Below are 16,890 nucleotides of genomic sequence, written 5' to 3'. Positions count from 1 at the left end.
AGATGTATAAAACACCGCTGGATAATAGTTGTACAGTTTTGACCCAATGACATAGCTATATGGTTTTTTGTTGCGCTCAAAAAAGTATATAGTACGCATCTCTTGTTACAGTTTGTTTTTTCTCTATCATCTTCTTCTTATTTTTCGGGTCAGGGACAAGTGTCGTATAAATAACTTTTTCGTTCTTAACGCATATGATATTGTTTCTTTCCGGAATAGCAATTACAACTTTGTTAGGATACATCTTTTTGAACTTTTGAATCAGAGCACGTGTTTCCTGGACTGTACCATGCGGATGTTTTTTAGGGTCTACTACTATCGGACTGTACACGTATCTGATTTTAATTGAACCGTCAGGATATTTTGTTTCGAGTCGTACAAACTGGTTGAACAACGCATATGCTCCACGTGACGAGTACCCTGTATGCAACACTACGCTCTTGCCTGACAGGTAACTTTCCCACAAATCTTCTACCTTGTAACTCTGTGGCACGTTCTTAACCCTGAGCTGGTCGATCTTGTTTATTGCGTTCCAGATTATGAACGAAGCCTGTGCCCTTGTCAAAACAGAATTCCTTTTTACTTCTGGCGGAATAATTTCATTGAAAGTGCTGTCTCGAATGTTGCGGGGTTAACCCTTGCCCTTTGCAGAATCTGTGTGACAAACCCTTCAGTTGTTGTGATGTATGCAACAGTCGGTTTTGGTGTACTTTTTGTCTGTGTTGCAACTGCAACTGTATTCATTTCAGTATTAGTCTTTGACTCTGGTTTGCTGCTGGTCGTCTTACTGGTCTTCACGCCGTTACCGCACGCTGTCAAAAATAATAACAACGTTATGAGCATAAAAACTGTAACTTTTTTAATGTAACGCCTCATGATACTCATCTCATTTCTTATTGTTTTACATTATTTTTTATACCATACTTTTTTAAAAACTGTACACTTTTTCCGAAGAGGCTGTAATTAAATTGTAAAAGTTATATCCTTTCTCATGGCTATATCAACTCCTTTTGCTAAAGTTTTTTCTCATTATAGTTATACCATGATTTTGAAATTTACTGCACAGAATTTTGCCTGCTAAAGAAACAAAAAGCCACGACAAATTTACTTTCTGACTTTTGCCGTGGCTAACTTCCTTTTGATTTTACTTACCTTTGAACACCTTTCAAAGACAAAAACCGCAAAAAATCTGTGACTTGACTTCTATTTTTACATTTTTGTAGACAGGTTTTAAGTGTAGTTTTCCCCTCTAAATTTGTTATACACCAAAATTTTAGTTTTTGCAACGTAATTTAAGCAAAAGCTCTCGAAACTGTGCAGTTAGACAAAATAAAGTTTGCGTTCACAGAAGTTTACAAAATTCTGGGTTGGAATCAGGGCTTTTGTCGATTATACAGATTTTTTCAGAGCTCCTTTACAATCACTCTTTGTTTTATCTCTTCCCACTCCTGTTTTGTTATTAAGCAGTCATGAAGTGGTAGACGGAAGGTTACAAGTTTGTCTTCAATCCAGTTGGCATACACTACACCATCGCAACTTCTAACAACCGTCAGGAATAATTCCCTGTCAAGTCTTAAGTTTCTAAACCCGGCATTTCTAAAGTAATACTGAATGTTTTCCATTAACTTCTCAGTAAACCATGTTTCAAGGATGATATCTTTACCTTTATACTTAATACACAGAGTATCGATTGGGTCCTTCTCAGTAAGGTATCTGTCAATATAGTCCCACAATGAGCGGTTTAAAAGTTGGTTGTAATGCCGTGGACAAATCCACACCGGTGTTTTTGAAAGTTTGTAGACAGCTTTTTCGCCGCACACTGAGCAGAGTTTATTGCCATCTGTTTCGTATTCAATTTTTTCACGTTTAGATTCTTTTCTGGGATATAATAAAACAATTCTTGCTTTATCGAGTACGTCTGTCATTATACAAAATCCCCCAATCTTTTTTTTGATTTCTTCCCATTCATTTTCAGTGATGATATATTCATCGTTTGTCTCATCAAGAAGATAGGCAAATATTCTGTCGTTTACAATATCAGCATAAGCAATTCTATCATATGCTCTCAGCATTGAGAGAAATATCCCCATATCTATAGATTCATTGTTATCCAACAATTCAAGTGACCTTAGGTGTTCTTCAGTTTCCTTGATAATGCTAACTGTGCCCAAATATGATACCTTATAATATGACAATTTTCCCATAATTATTGTAATTCTTAAATTTGAGAATATATAAATAATTAGAACGCAAAACTGAATATGTAAAGACAATTTCAAATAAAACAAAAACTACCAAGTCTTTAATGCTTGGTATTATTTTTAAAACAAAAAGACCAATGTTTAGAGGTAGAAAAAAGAAAGTAAAAAATAACAGAAAGTTATTTAAAAAAATTCTAAGCATATTCTGTCAGAATTTCCAGTACATTTAGCATCAATTATTGCTCCGACTGCTATTCCAACCACAATCGACAATTGAATAATTCTGTTTAAAGGATTTTCTTTAAAGTAATAAAATTCTTTTAAATAATTCTTCTTCAATTACTTTTGCCTATTTCGAAAAATATGTATGATCGGGGCTCTTTTCTATCCCTATAGCCTTTTTAAATTCTCCATCTTCATTTATCCTGTATTCTAATTCCCTGAAGCTGTTTATCTTGTTTTTGAATTTGTAAACAAAACAAGCTATTATACGGCTTAGCTTAAATTTCTTCGGTCTTCCTCTCCTGCTACTTTTTATCCTTAATCCCAAGGCTTTTATTACTTTCTCGATTGTCATACGTATCTTTAAAAATTTTTGTTTTTGTGTTTTAATAAAATTAGTCATTGCCAACCTCCTCAGTTAGTTTTTAGTCTTCTCTTACTATAATTTTACCTCAAGGAGGATGGCTTTTTATATATATCTATTTATTGTCTTTTCTGTTAATCAGTTTTATTCAACAAGCTATTATTTTTTTTAAAATACCTTATACAAATTTTATTTATTATAATTCTACGGTAATATCACATTCGTAAAACTTCGCATTGGCTATAGCTTGAATAAAATATCTAAATTGCTCTATAGAATAATCTCTGCCTTCTTCATCTTTAGTTTCAAAAGCTAATATATTTGTCAATTTACCATCACTTCCCCTCATAATGAAAGGATAAATTAATATTGCATATAAAGCAATCCTATCTTTATATGTCATTTCCCAATTATGCGAACAAAAATAAAATTCCAAAATATGTTCAGTTGTTATATAAGAATTAAACAGTAGTTCTCTACCTGTAAGTATTCTTACAGTTTTGTTATTTTCAAAATATGAAGGGTCTCTTTTTAACTCTATAAATTGCTTTCCTGTAATATAACCTTTATCTACTAAATTATTTATTATCTTAAGTGGGGTGTCTTTTCTTCGAAATTCTCTTTCGAATATCCTCTTAAGCCACAGTTCAAACCTATATGTGATTGGATAATCAATTTTGCCGTAACACCTGAATTTCCCTCCACCTGATATCCCACATTTATAACATTGTCTTCCTGCCAAATTAAATTGGTTCCATTTTTCTGTAATATCATCTACATCATATTCCTCCTCAATAATCCTGCCGTCTGGACCTACTTTAGCTAATTTGACCTTCTTCGGGTGGGCTTCTTCATTTAAGTTCTCTATAAAACTCAAACTCTCTTTCAATTTCATTGTGTTTATAATTTCTCTAATGTCATATTTTTCTTTTACAGGACACATATGATTAATATAATATTCAATTGCTATTTTCTATCTCCCTTCCCATAGTATTTACTTTCTTATACACTCTTGAATGCTTATTAACTATCCTCATCGTCTTCATCATCCAAGAACAAATCTTCATAATCAGGAACTATTCCATATTCTTCAACCGGATCATACACTTCTTCACTAATGGGTTCGTCTCCAAATCTAACGTCATATCCAAACAACTCAAAAAATTTGTTCATCCTTCTTATAAACTCTTTACAATGCTCTATTAACTTCTTTTTCCCTCTTTTTGATAGTGTCTCATCATAAGCAAACCACAGTTTAACTTTGAATAAATTTTTATCAATTTCTTTAATTTCTGTCAGTTCGCTGTGTATATTGGGCCAGTATGCATTGTATATCTCTTTATTGGGAAAATAAAAATTTATATCAAAAAGAATATGATCACAAAAATAGTAAAAAAACTTTATAAATTTGTCCTCAAAACTTGAAAGTAGATCTGAGGGAATTTTGCCGTTAACTTTAAACTCATATTCTAATATAACATAAGAAGAACTACTCATCTTTAAAACACCCCCTCATTCTATTCTCTATTACATTCAAACATAGGTTCTCTCTTGTCATATACATCAAATATACTAGGCAACCCTATTAGCTTCTTGCCCTCCTCATACCAGTGCCACGGATCATGGTTATATACATTACTGTGCAGTGGCCGCTTCTCATCTTTTATAAGCTCCACCAACCTCTTTATCAATGTCTTTATACCTTCAACATCTCTCTTTAGAATGCTCTCCGCAAATCCACGCGGCAGTATACCATGCCTGCCCTCCATCAGCTTCTCTATCTCCACTGCCTTCTCATAGTTGCCTAAGTAAAACTCGGCTGTCGCCCATAATTTATAAAAATCTGAACTACCCCATGGATACAATACCAATTTCAGCTTTTCCCTTTTCCCCTCCTCATATACCTTATTGAATATCTCAATCGCTTCCTTAAACTTCTCTTCCATCTTCTCTATCTCCCCTATCCACCTCATATGCTTCCCTATCCTCACCTTACACATCGCTACCTGTTCACTTTCATATCCATACTCCTCCATTACCTTTTTTTCAAACTTTATCTCTTCTTCTATACACTTCAAAATATACTCCTTACCCTTCTCATACTCCCCTAAATACATATAAGCCCTGCCCAGAGTCACTGCTCTCAAATCATGCAATAAATATCCCTCATTTAGCATTCTCAACTCCTCATCTATTATCTGCCTTAGCTTCTTACTATTTAGCTTTATCTCCCACCACATACCTTCTCACCTCTCCTCTGTCCTCAAAAATTTTCCTCCCCACCTCTCCCACCCTCATACCCATTCTCTCCTTCAATATATCATCTTTAATATCTCTATGTTCTTCATGTTCTTATTGTCAATAAAAGCCTCTTTTAAATATTCGTCAAATCCCCCATCCCATCTTATCCTCTCGTTCTTAGACGCATATACCAGCGCTGCCCTGTACTGCCCTTTCTTTTTTAAAAACTCTTTAAATCTCGCAAATTCATCAGGCTCCATCTCTTTTTCCATCACTCCTAAATACCTCTCGGGATTTGTACTCAGCCATTCCCAAGAAAGCTGCGCAAGTAACTTCTTCTCCCCAGTATTTTCATCTTTCACATAGTTAAACAGTCTTTTATGCCCTACCATCGGATTTTTAAAGTCTTCTATTGCCCCCTTCACCTCTACTATTAGATATTCGTCTCCTTTCCTAAAAACCAAATCTGGTCCTTTTACTCCATGCCGTGCTTTGTATACGCATTTGTAGCCAAGTGATGTATAATAGTCAACTGCAGCTTCGACTGCAAACCTTTCTGCCCTTATTGTTTTACTTGTGAGATTATTCTTCATCATATATTCATTTACTCTTGCCTCTATACCTTCTATATTTTGTATTTTTAAAGTATCAAATTTTATATTTTGCTCATTAATGAACTTAGCAATTTCGTCAATGGAATTGTGCTGTGCAAACTCAGATGTAAACTTTTGAACTTCTCCACTATTTCCTACAACACTTTCTAATGCTTTAAGATTGTCTTGCCCTTTTGAAAGCATTGCAAAAATAGGTAAAAATACTGATGATGTAAACATACTCTTCCATGCTTCAAATTTTTCAAATATAAATCTTGCTGCAATACTTATGCATTCTTCTCCAAGTCCTATAAATTTCAAAAATCCTCTTGCAGCATCGGCAAAATCACCAATACCCGGTACAAACCCCAGTAGATTTGTAAAAACTCCTACAAAATCAAGTTTTACAAGGCTCGCAATAGCATCTCTTATGTCAGAAAATGGAATAAACCCTGAAGCAATGAGTCCTATTAAATACCCAAGAGATTTTAAAGTCCTTTCTGCCAAAATACCATACCTTACAAGTATCTCACCTGCATCACCGCATGTTGCCCCTGCTAAAATGTCTTTTATATGTTCGAACCATGTTTTATCATACAAGTACGGGTCAAGACCTTTCTCTGCCTCTTCTTTGTCTGCATATGAATCACCATCATAGTTTTTGTGAAGCGGTGAATATCCCATGCTAATTTCAAGACCATCTGACAGTCCATCACCGTCTGTATCACTTATACATGGATTTGTTCCATACTCCTCTTCTTCACTTTCAGAAAGCCCATCGTAGTCAGTGTCCCCATTCGCAGGATTTGTACAAGACTTATAATATTCACCGTTTGGCCCACAAACAAGCTCACCTATCTCATCTTTGTCTGATAGTCCATCTCCATCTGTATCAGGGTTATTTGGATCTGAATATACCATAGTGCCAAAACCTGTTCGTGCACCTTTAACCTCTACACTGTCCGGTATTCCATCACCATCCGTATCAATGGGCTCTGTTACAATCTCGGTTATCCTCTTAAATACTTGAGGCAATTGGGAGGCAGATGATACCGGAAAATACATGCCACCTGTTTGTGCAGCTATATTTTTCAAAAGATTTTCATCAACGCTTGTACCCAAACCAATTGTGTAAATTGTTATATTATTCTCTTTTGCCTGAACTGTAAGGTTTCCATCGTAATATCCTTCACCGTCTGTCAAAAGTATTATTACCTTTATTCTATCGTCAGAACTGTACGAAATTAACTGTTGATTTGCAAGTCTTATACCTGCTGCAATATTTGTACCACCATAGCTGTCAATTCTGTCAATTGCGCTTTTTACCGCTTCAAAATCGTGTGTAAGCGGCTGCAGCAGGTATCCATAACTGTCAAAATCTATAACAGCTGCTCTGTTTCCTGTATAAGTGCATCTACAAACGATTTTGCTGCTGTTTTTCTGTAATTGTTCGGGTCATTCCAACTCATGCTCCCGGATGAATCAAGCACAAACACTATGTCTATATACTTTGTCTGCTGACTCACTTCTCTTTCGCCTTTGTTTACTGGAACTTCCCAAACTGCTTTCCATGTTGGTATATAGAAGAGCACAAAAGTTGTGAAATGATCTGTTTTAGCCCATACTATTTTGTTTTCGACGTCTACACCTTGTTCGTCAAGTGGAACAAATGTCTTTAACTCTTCATCAAAGTAGAACATTTTCACATTCTGAATATCTCCGTTTGGAACTTTTGTCGTTTCAATTGGAATGTATACCTTGGCTTCCTTAAAAGTTGCATATACATCAATGTCAACAGGTGTAGAAACTAAACCATACACCTTCTGGAATATCTCTTCATCCTTGAAACTTCTTGTCTCAACAAATTTCGAAATATCTCCCTCTGCAGTGATTTCAACCTTTGCACCTGTTTGTTCTTCTGTAAATACCTGCCTATATTCTTCAAGTCCGTCCAAAATACCATCCTGGTCTGTATCAGGGTTATTAGGGTCCGTGCCAAGTAAATACTCGCTCTTGTCAAATAGACCATCTTCATCAGTATCACATTTTATCGGTGAACTTTTGAATGTGAATATTTCAAAGTAATCATCTAACTCATCACTGTCTGTGTCAGGCAAAAGAGGGTCTGTACCAAATTCCTGCTCATCAATATTTGTTAGTCTATCTTCGTCCGGGTCTTCCTTACTGTCCGGTATGCTGTCTTTGTCTGTGTCAACAAGGTTACCATCAGTTAAATTGAAAAGTTTTAAAACCTCAAAAAAATCTGAAAGATTATCCCCGTCTGTATCCTTTTTGTTTGTCTTAAGTCCAAATTTTTCCTCTAAAAAGTCCGGACAGGTGTCACTGTCTTTATCCTGCAGCTGCGCAAGTGCCTTTTTCAGTTCGTTTAAACCTTCCCATGACTTTCTGTAAAAATGTATAGCTTGTTCACTATTCCTTTTACTTTCAAACTCATACCCCTTGTTATACTCCTCAATTGCTTTTAAAAACTCTTTTTTCTGTTTTTGAGTAAAAATACTCTCATTTTCTTCACATAACTTCTTTAGATTTTCTACAACCAACCTTGCTGTCTGAATGCAGCTTGTCCTTATCTCTTCTATTGCAGGAACTACATCTTCTTTGATGTTTTCATGGTTTAGATAATGTTCGAGCTTTCTAACTGCTTTTTCAATATAGTCAAAAAAGTTCTGGTCAACAATAGTGGTGTCACTGTCAAAATAATTCATAGCTTTTATCAGTGTAATCTTTACCTGTTTCAATTTTTCGTCGTATGATGGTTTCAGGTCATAAAAAGGTTCTGGTAAGTTAGACAACTTCTCAATCTGAACAAACAAAATCTGCCGTGGACTTTGAATCAAAGATGTATCTTGAACTGATGCTCCTGCCTGAGTCGTACTATTTGCAAGCAAAATTTCAGCCCTTGCAAAATAAGGTACAAAAATATTTGCTGTAAAAATACACAAAATAATGAATGCAATTAGTTTTTGAATTCTTTTTTCATCATAACCCTTCCAAAAAAAGATATTGTTTTTAAATGTTTTATAGTACTATGGAATAATATGTCAATATCAAATGTGTGTTAAATAACAAAACACAAAAAGATAAAGATGAGTAAGAATATTAAAGCACAAAAAAGGTGAATATAATCTTGAGAATATGAGACTCAAGGGATTTAGAAATCATAAAAGATATACAGTACATATCATTCTTGATTTTTCTTAATTTGAAGAAGCAACATATGACGGTGAAATAAAATCTATTGATGATGAAACAATTGGGAAAACAACCTTTAAATATCAACTTTTAAAAAAGAGATTGGAGAAATATTTACCTTATAATCCTGTGTAATAATAAAACTAAAAGACCAGCTGTGTTTAAGAGCAAACAAGCTGGTCTTTATTTTTATCATTAATTTATTCATAAAGATACAGCACATACATTGCATGAGACCATGCCAAAGGGACAACCCAGGCAGGCTTGCCAGTGAGCTTGTCAACCTGCTCTGGGAAAAGTCCGTTTGGCAAACTGTGCGCTTTTGCCCACTCAAAAAGTTTTTCTGCCCTGTCAATCTGCCCTGTTTTTTTGTAGTAAATTGCAAGCCAGAGTGTTGTCAGTATCCATGGATTTCCACCAATGTATTTATCATCGGAATATCTTTTGTAGCCACCCACAATCTTGTTTTGGCATTCCCTTTCGATAGCCAAAACAGTAGCTTTAAAAGCTTCATCCTCAGCATCTATCATTTCGAACGGATAGTAAACCCCCAACATTGAAATGTCAACAACTTCATCTTGCTTCTTGAAATAATAGGTTATCTCATATCTCTCATCTTTTTGCATGTACCTGTTCTCTTCAGGAAGCTTTAAAAATTCCTCATGTGAAATTTTAACATCTGTTGACCTTACATACCGGGAAAGTTTAGGACTGTAAAATCTTGTTGCCATCTGATTTTTTATTGCCTTTAGCTTCTTTTCAATTTCATTTTCAAGCTCAGGAAAATATTTTTTGGCTTTCTTTAGCGCAGCATATATGCTTGCATTTGAGTAAAGATGAATTCCTTCTCTTTCTTCCCACAGGTCAAAGCTTCTGCACACAACTCCTTTTTGTTCATCTACTCTACGTAGCAAGAACAGCAGTGCTTTTTTGAGCTTATCTTTATACAAATCAATCAAATGAAGAGAATTTTTCTTCTCGCAATGTTCTAAAAAGCCCCATACAACCGAAGCAGTCTCATCAATCTGAATTCCCCAGCTTGGTGCCAAACTGCCATCCGTATAATATCTCTGGTCCCAGAATCCTTCCTTCTCCTGACAAGAAAATTTAAAGTCAAAAAATTTTTCAACCTCACTTGACATCCCGAGCTCATCCATTGCTGCTGTTATAAACGCAGCGTCTCTACCCCAGACAAAACCATAACCGCCACAGTGGAAAAACTTCTCGTCAACCTCAGATGCTGCTAAAATTCCACCTGTTTTGGAATTTTGCAGAGTATAAAATACATAGGCACTTCTTTTTTGAAGCTCTATGTTTTTGGGATCTTCTGTACAAATGATCTTTACTTTTGAGAATTTCTTTTCCCAAAAGGCTTTGTTTTGACTGTAAATATCGTCATACCCCTTTTGCTTTAAATAAGAGAGCTTATGATAGACTTCATCTTTTGAGTTTCCAAAAGCAAGAAAACATACAACCTTTCCTGTATTTTCAAGTTTTACTGCAATCTGTGGATTTGTAGCTTCATTCCAGCCTTCCAGCTGATTATCCTTTGCATCATCAATTCCGTTTTTAACTGTAAAGCTTTTTATCTTATTCTCAAAAGCAAGACCTATATATCTCCCTTTAAAATATGCATAGATTATTTCATTTTCTTTATCAGCCTTTGCAGCATTAAAAAGGCTTGAAGAATTTATCATGGGTTCTAAAAAGACATAGAAGTCTTCAAAAGCCGTTTCCCATAAACGAACCAAGCTGTCTGTTTCAAAGTCAACAAAGTCAAGCTGAAAAATTGTCTTGTCTGCAATTTTATATTCAAAAAAGTACGCAAAGTCATCCACAAATCCACTTTTTATCTTGAAATTTTCATCTTCGAAAAATACAAGCCCATCCAAAAAAACAGCTGCCAAAAAGAGTTTTAGCTGCTGATAATAATCTACTGCAGGCCAATAAAACCTTTGCAATATGCCATTTGAATCAAGCTGCCCCAAAACCTTTGTATTCCCAATTATAGCTTCTACTACGTGCGGCTTTCTCATATGATCCCTCTTTTCCATATACAAATTGTTGCGCAAACATTTGCAGTAACCATATTATATCAAATATCTGACTTGTTGTGCATTCAGCAATTTTACTAATTTTATTTTTGCCTTTTTGCTCTAAAAACAAAAACCCCCCTCCGGCATTGAATTATTCTCTTCACGCAAGCTTTAAAACCTGTCACATGCCAGAGAGGGTTATATGAGTATTCTATTTTAGATGTAATTTAGTTTACCTTATCAGCATCTCAACCAAATCACAAACCCTGCTCACCTGAGCACCGTTTAAGCGAATTTTGTACTCTCTTGCAGGCCTTGCAAAGATGAAATTGTCTTGAATATCCTTATCAGCTTCAACTATAAGGCAGATTGCAGGAGTCTTAGGTTTTATTATAATATAGTCATCTTCTATTCTGTACTCAAACTGGCAGGGTTTTAGCTCAAGGTTTACTGGCTTTTCAAATACAAAGTAGTTTTCGTACTCCACTCTATCGACAAAAAGGCTCACAAAAACTATGCTTTCCAAAAGTCCTCTGTCTATCTTATCCCCAATTACAGCTGTTTCAACATGTTTGGGTATATATAACCACTCACCCTTTAAAATATTCAAGTTTTTTACTTTTTCAGAAAATGCCTCAACCACACCATTTTCAGGAATTTCCAGAGTAATGTTTTTCTCGTATAACTTCTGCCCGTCAAAGTTCCAGATTGTGATATTGAGCTGACCCTGTTTGGCCACAAGCTCATCACTAATAACATATACCTTTAGCTTCCCATCCTCATACTCAACAACTGGCAAAAACTTTGCAAATAACCTTTTTGACTCATAGTAAAGCGCCTTTCTTCTTTTCAAATAATCAATTGATGACCATGATATAACAGGCCAGCAATCGTTTAGCTGCCAGTAAATAGCACCGGCAGTTCTAAATTTGTTTTTACGATAATGTTCAACAGCGGCTTTAATAGCCTCTTTTTGAACAAACTGTGAAAGGTAAACAAAAGAATCAAAATCTTTTGGAAGACCAATTGAGCCCGCCATATACCTTATAAGCCTTTCCAAACCTTCTTCCTGCTTTTCGTGCATTCTCAAAGTTTTTGAGAAGATTGTCTGGTCTTTAAGAGGAATGTACTTTTTCATTGTATCAAGGTGTGCTGCTGCCTGAAAACCAAACTCACTCACAAACCTTGCATTGTCGTGCTTGTAGTAAATATAGTCTTTCCAGCCAGCCCAGATATCCCATGTGTGCTTGTCGCCGGCAGTGCTGCTATTTGGATGCTCCCCACCATACGGGCTTGAGATGTGGTACGGTCTTGTTGGGTCAAGCTCTGATAGAATCTGTGGCAAAACCTTCTTGTAAATTCTATTTCCCAAAAATTCTGGGTCGCCAATGTGCCACCAGTCTCTAAATCCCAAGTTGTTTTCGTTATTACCACACCAAAGCACTATGCACGGATGGTTTCTCAGTCGTTTTATCTGGTACTCAGCTTCTTTTTTGAAATTCTCCACAAAAAAGTCAAACTCATCAGGGTAGATTGCGCATGCAAACATAAAATCCTGCCATACCATTATACCGTTTTTGTCACACTCGCTATAAAACCAGTCATGCTCATAAATACCGCCGCCCCAGACCCTGAGCATGTTCATGTTCGCATCTTTTGCCATTTTGATTAAAGCTTTGTAGTCATCTTCTTTCAGCCTTGGCAGGATGGAATCAGCAGGTATCCAGTTTGCCCCTTTTGCAAAAATCTTTTGACCGTTTATTTCAAAGATGAAGCTTTCGCCATATTCATCTTTTTCTTTTATAATCCTAACAGTCCTGAGGCCTGTTGTGACCATTTTTGTTGCTTCTTCGTTTGAGGTTTTTACAACAATTTTAAAAGTATATAAATGCGGCTCTCCATAGCCATTTGGAAACCACAGTTTTGGATTTTCTATTTCAATCCTCTCTTCAATAAAATACCCTTCTTTTGACTTGTAGACATCTGGTATAACTTTTTTAACATATTCGCTATCTGAAATCTCTATTTCAACACTTCTTGGCTTTTCAAATGAATTTATCTTTGCAAAAACTTTGACCACTGCTAAATCTTCTGATAAGTGTTCTGTTTTGATAAACTCATCTGTTATCTCAAGGCCGTTGTTCAGTTCCAAATACACACTCCCGAAGATGCCAATCTGAAGAATCCTTGGACCCCAGTCCCAGCCATATGAATATTGAGCTTTTCTTATCCAGCTTCTGTGGGGATAGTCGTACTTTGATTGGTAAATTTTTTTGAGTCTTTCTGCTTCTTTGATTGGAGAGTAAAGAATTACTTTTAAAATGTTCTTTCCCTCTCTCAAGGCAGTTGACACATCAAATTCATATTTCAAAAACATGTTATTTGTCCTGCCCAAGTAAAAGTGGTTCAAATAAACATCAGCGACCGTATCAATCCCTTCAAACACAAGCTTTTTGACCTGCCAGTCAAGATTTTCAACATAAAACTCTTTTACATACTCAAAGTCCTTTTCTTCAAGAGAGTAAAACAAAACTTCATTTACTCCATAAAATGGGTCTGGAAGCTTGTCAAGGTTGATTAAATCAAGTTGAACACACCCTGGAACTGTGCCATCCAAGTATTCAAGGCTGCCTACTTCTCTAAATTTCCATTTTCCATCAAGACTTACTCTCAATGTAACCCCCCCTGTTTTTCTTTTTTAGCAATATGTTTTGTTCAGATTATATTATAATACTTTGCACATTTACTTTATATGACTGTATTTTAACTCTTTATCTCATAATTTTAAAAAGAAAAACAAACAAAGCTGTGTTTTGTGATATAATTTTAAGAAAAGCATAAAACCGATGAGGAATGTAAATAAATGGACAGAGAGTAAATTATAGACCTTGCCAAAAACTTTATTGAAGAGATAGACAAAGAATACACAGTAAGTATTACATACCTTTTCAGTTCTTTTGCAACTGGTAGTTTTAATAATATGGTGATGTTGACATAGCTGTGATGTTTGAAGAAGAGTTAAATAGCCTTCAAGAAGCTTTTTTGAGAGGAAAGCTCATTGACAAAGCCAAGTATATTTTTTACATAAATGTCGATATTGTGAATTTACAAAATGTAAGCCTTCTTATGCAATATCAGATTATAAGCCAAGGTATAATCTTGAAAGATTCTGAAAATAGAGTTGAATTTGAAGTCAAAGTACTGAGAGAATATCTTGATTTTAGCTATTATTCTAATATCTATAACCAAAGGTAATTTGTGTGGTAAAGAGAGATTTAGTACTTTCAAAAATAAGTAATTTAAGAGAATATCAAGAATTTGTTGACAAGATTATGGAATACATTTAACTGAAAGGTGGCAAAAAAATGAAAGTGGTAATGAGCCAGATAAATTCTATTGTTGGAGATATAAATGGCAATAAGAAAAAAATTATTGATATAATAAATTCTCACAAGGATGCAGATTTGATTGTATTTTCGGAGCTGTGTTTGTGCGGATATCCGCCAAAAGACCTTTTGTTTCAAAAAGATTTTCGGCAAGCTATAGAAAAAGCCCTTTTAGAGATTGCAAATGTGGTAGAAAAAAGTTATGTAATAATTGGTGCACCGACAAAAAGCAACCATCCACAAAAACTTCACAACAGTGCAGTAATTCTTCACAATGGGAAAATTGAAAAAGCCATTCACAAAACACTTTTGCCTTCATACGATGTATTTGATGAAAACAGGTATTTTATACCATCAAGCTGCAGAGAAGTTGTTGAAATAAACAAGGTTGCGTTTGGTATAACCATTTGTGAGGACATCTGGAATATCAACAATGACGAAAATGCAATGTACGATATAAACGTGCTGGAGGAGTTATATGAAAAAGGCGCAAAGGTGTTTATAAACCTCTCAGCATCTCCTTACCACTATAAAAAATTTAAGTCTCAGCGATTGCAAGTTTTAAAAGAAGCAGCAAGAAAATACAAGCTCCCAATAGTCTATGTCAATCAGGTTGGTGGCAATGACGATTTGATCTTTGATGGAAATAGCGTGGTTTTAAATTCAAAAGGCGATGTTGTAATAAAGGCAAAGGAATTCGAAGAGGATGTAATAGAGTTTGAACTTGAGGACATTGAAAAACTTTCCCAAGTTGATATTGAAGAAGACATTTCATGGATAAAAAAGGCGCTTGTGCTTGGTATAAGAGATTACTTTGAAAAGACAGGAGCAGCCAAAAAAGCAGTAGTGGGTCTTTCTGGTGGAATTGACTCATCAGTTGTGTGCTGCTTGGCTGTTGAGGCATTGGGAAAAGAAAATGTCTTAGGCGTTTCTATGCCATCGCGATATTCTTCAGAGCACAGTATAAAAGATGCAATGAAGCTTGCAGAGAATCTTGGAATTGAGTTTAGAATATACCCAATTGAAGACGTCTTTAAAGCATACTTGAGGATGTTCAATGGCAGTGAAACGCCCTTGCAAGACCTTGCAGAAGAAAATATACAAGCGCGAATTCGTGGAAATATTCTCATGTTTATATCAAACAGGGAAAACAGGCTTGTTCTGACAACAGGTAATAAGTCTGAGCTTGCAGTGGGGTACTGCACACTGTATGGCGATATGGCAGGGGGTTTAGCCGTAATCTCAGATCTTCCTAAGATGCTTGTGTATGAGCTTGCAAGGTATATAAATAGGGAAAGAGAAATAATACCACACAACGTTTTAGTAAAACCGCCATCTGCAGAGCTTCGTCCAAACCAGAAAGACACAGACACTCTACCACTTTATGAAATCTTAGACCCTATCTTGGTTGCATATATTGAGGAATTAAAGAGCGTGGATGAGATAGTCCAGATGGGCTATCCTAAAGATCTTGTTTTAAAGATTATCAAGATGGTAGAAAGAGCAGAGTATAAGCGAAAACAGGCAGCACCGGGCTTGAAAGTAACATCAAAAGCATTTGGTACAGGTCGGCGTATGCCAATTGCCCAGAGGTGGGTGTGAATCCAAAAATAAAAAAGACCCCATCTCATGGTTAATTTATCAAAGAGTTGGGGTCTTTTTTAGTTTTTGTGTTTCTATACAATTCTTTTTAGTAATCCTTTATAATTCTGACCGTGCCTTTGGAATTTATAATCTCAATTGAATTTTTGCCAGAGTCAAGGTCTATATAATGGCCACTCGTGGTTTTAATCATGCTAAAATCTGATTTGACTCTGCCCTTTGCATTGACTTTTATACGCGCTTTCACATCTTTGCCAACAAAGAAGGAAATATCTCCCTCGCCCAAATTGACAAGTGACGAAAGTCCAAACCCTAAGAGTGCATCCACTTTAGCAGTTATGTTCCCCTTTGTACCTATAACCTTAAATACGCCTGCCTTTTTAACCTTGAGATTGATATTTCCATTTCCGTTGTTTATAGAAAAATCTCCATTTATATAGTCAAGCCTTATATCTCCTTCCCCGTTTTTTATTTCTATTGAAGCCTTTGCATCTGTCACTGTAACATTTCCCTTGCCGTTTACTATGTATATTGAACCGCCTTGAATATTAGAGATGCTAATATTGCCATTGCTATTTTGGACAAACACTTTGCTATTTTCAGGAAGAAAAATCTCAAATTTGAACTCTTTTTTAGGATTTGAAAGTGTATTTGCTAAAATGGCCTCTCCACTGTAAGCTCTTGCTTTAATATAGAGTCTATCAACAGTACGCTCAATCTTTATTTGCATGTCATCAAAGGTCTTTTCAATCTCTGATTTCGAGAATGCTTTTGCTGAAGTGATTTTGTCATCAATATTCCATATTATCCTTTTGATGTATCTAATTGTGGCATGCTCTGTACCTTTTTTTCCTCTTATAATAATGTTTGCGTTGTCACTGTCAAGCATGAATGCCTTGTCCTTGAAATTTAAAATCTCCCACCTTCCTTCTTTTGAATATTCCTTGACAGCAGACTCCTCATGCTTGCAGCCACTCAGAAGAGACAAAATCAAGACAAAGACAAAGACAAAGAAAATTCTCAGATTCATAA

The 16,890-nt window shown here is 35.5% G+C and carries 13 protein-coding genes and 1 pseudogene; 2 read left to right on the top strand and 12 right to left on the bottom strand.

Going from position 1 to position 16,890, the window contains the following annotated elements:
- Nucleotides 1–76 precede the first annotated feature (76 nt).
- The 11 genes and pseudogenes from OTJ99_RS00405 to OTJ99_RS00355 all read right to left on the bottom strand — a co-directional run bounded on the left by OTJ99_RS00405 (nucleotide 77) and on the right by OTJ99_RS00355 (nucleotide 13,544).
- Nucleotides 77–565, bottom strand: coding sequence for a hypothetical protein (locus OTJ99_RS00405; protein ID WP_045165972.1), 489 nt, complete (start codon nucleotides 563–565; stop codon nucleotides 77–79).
- Nucleotides 566–579: 14 nt separating this feature from the next.
- Nucleotides 580–876, bottom strand: coding sequence for a hypothetical protein (locus OTJ99_RS00400; RefSeq protein WP_045165973.1), 297 nt, complete (start codon nucleotides 874–876; stop codon nucleotides 580–582).
- 527 nt (nucleotides 877–1,403) lie between these two features.
- On the bottom strand, nucleotides 1,404–2,204 hold the full coding sequence (locus OTJ99_RS00395; protein ID WP_235374875.1) for a hypothetical protein: 801 nt from the start codon (nucleotides 2,202–2,204) through the stop codon (nucleotides 1,404–1,406).
- 349 nt (nucleotides 2,205–2,553) lie between these two features.
- Nucleotides 2,554–2,826: pseudogene (locus OTJ99_RS00390) on the bottom strand (ISNCY family transposase); the annotation flags it as partial.
- Between the two features lie 157 nt (nucleotides 2,827–2,983).
- Nucleotides 2,984–3,682: a hypothetical protein gene (locus OTJ99_RS00385; RefSeq protein WP_162182169.1), complete on the bottom strand. Its 699-nt coding sequence runs from the start codon at nucleotides 3,680–3,682 to the stop codon at nucleotides 2,984–2,986.
- A 128-nt stretch (nucleotides 3,683–3,810) separates the two neighbouring features.
- Nucleotides 3,811–4,284: a hypothetical protein gene (locus OTJ99_RS00380; RefSeq protein WP_045165976.1), complete on the bottom strand. Its 474-nt coding sequence runs from the start codon at nucleotides 4,282–4,284 to the stop codon at nucleotides 3,811–3,813.
- A gap of 20 nt (nucleotides 4,285–4,304) precedes the next feature.
- Entirely contained in the window at nucleotides 4,305–5,027 is a 723-nt protein-coding gene (locus tag OTJ99_RS00375) for a hypothetical protein (protein ID WP_045165977.1), read from the bottom strand.
- Nucleotides 5,028–5,099: 72 nt separating this feature from the next.
- The gene (locus OTJ99_RS00370) at nucleotides 5,100–6,977 is read right to left on the bottom strand and encodes a VWA domain-containing protein (RefSeq protein ID WP_235375004.1); all 1,878 of its coding nucleotides are present in this window, start codon (nucleotides 6,975–6,977) and stop codon (nucleotides 5,100–5,102) included.
- Between the two features lie 23 nt (nucleotides 6,978–7,000).
- On the bottom strand, nucleotides 7,001–8,530 hold the full coding sequence (locus tag OTJ99_RS00365) for a VWA domain-containing protein (RefSeq protein ID WP_235374877.1): 1,530 nt from the start codon (nucleotides 8,528–8,530) through the stop codon (nucleotides 7,001–7,003).
- Between the two features lie 504 nt (nucleotides 8,531–9,034).
- Entirely contained in the window at nucleotides 9,035–10,870 is a 1,836-nt protein-coding gene (locus tag OTJ99_RS00360; protein ID WP_045165978.1) for a glycoside hydrolase family 15 protein, read from the bottom strand.
- A gap of 232 nt (nucleotides 10,871–11,102) precedes the next feature.
- Complete coding sequence (locus OTJ99_RS00355; RefSeq protein WP_045165979.1) at nucleotides 11,103–13,544, bottom strand: beta-mannosidase; 2,442 nt, start codon at nucleotides 13,542–13,544, stop codon at nucleotides 11,103–11,105.
- A gap of 329 nt (nucleotides 13,545–13,873) precedes the next feature.
- Here OTJ99_RS00355 and OTJ99_RS00350 point away from each other — a divergent pair, with 329 nt between their 5' ends.
- Together OTJ99_RS00350 and OTJ99_RS00345 are read left to right on the top strand one after the other, a co-directional pair.
- Complete coding sequence (locus tag OTJ99_RS00350) at nucleotides 13,874–14,125, top strand: hypothetical protein (RefSeq protein ID WP_235374879.1); 252 nt, start codon at nucleotides 13,874–13,876, stop codon at nucleotides 14,123–14,125.
- A gap of 110 nt (nucleotides 14,126–14,235) precedes the next feature.
- Complete coding sequence (locus tag OTJ99_RS00345; protein WP_045165980.1) at nucleotides 14,236–15,858, top strand: NAD+ synthase; 1,623 nt, start codon at nucleotides 14,236–14,238, stop codon at nucleotides 15,856–15,858.
- 88 nt (nucleotides 15,859–15,946) lie between these two features.
- Here OTJ99_RS00345 and OTJ99_RS00340 read toward each other — a convergent pair whose 3' ends face one another.
- Entirely contained in the window at nucleotides 15,947–16,888 is a 942-nt protein-coding gene (locus OTJ99_RS00340) for a DUF4097 family beta strand repeat-containing protein (protein WP_083943561.1), read from the bottom strand.
- Between the last annotated feature and the right edge of the window lie 2 nt (nucleotides 16,889–16,890).

The organism is Caldicellulosiruptor naganoensis (assembly GCF_026914285.1).
In the GTDB taxonomy this organism is placed as follows: Bacteria; Bacillota; Thermoanaerobacteria; order Caldicellulosiruptorales; family Caldicellulosiruptoraceae; genus Caldicellulosiruptor; species Caldicellulosiruptor naganoensis.
Note: the sequence above shows the minus strand (reverse complement) of the source record. Positions and strands in the feature narration are given on the sequence as shown.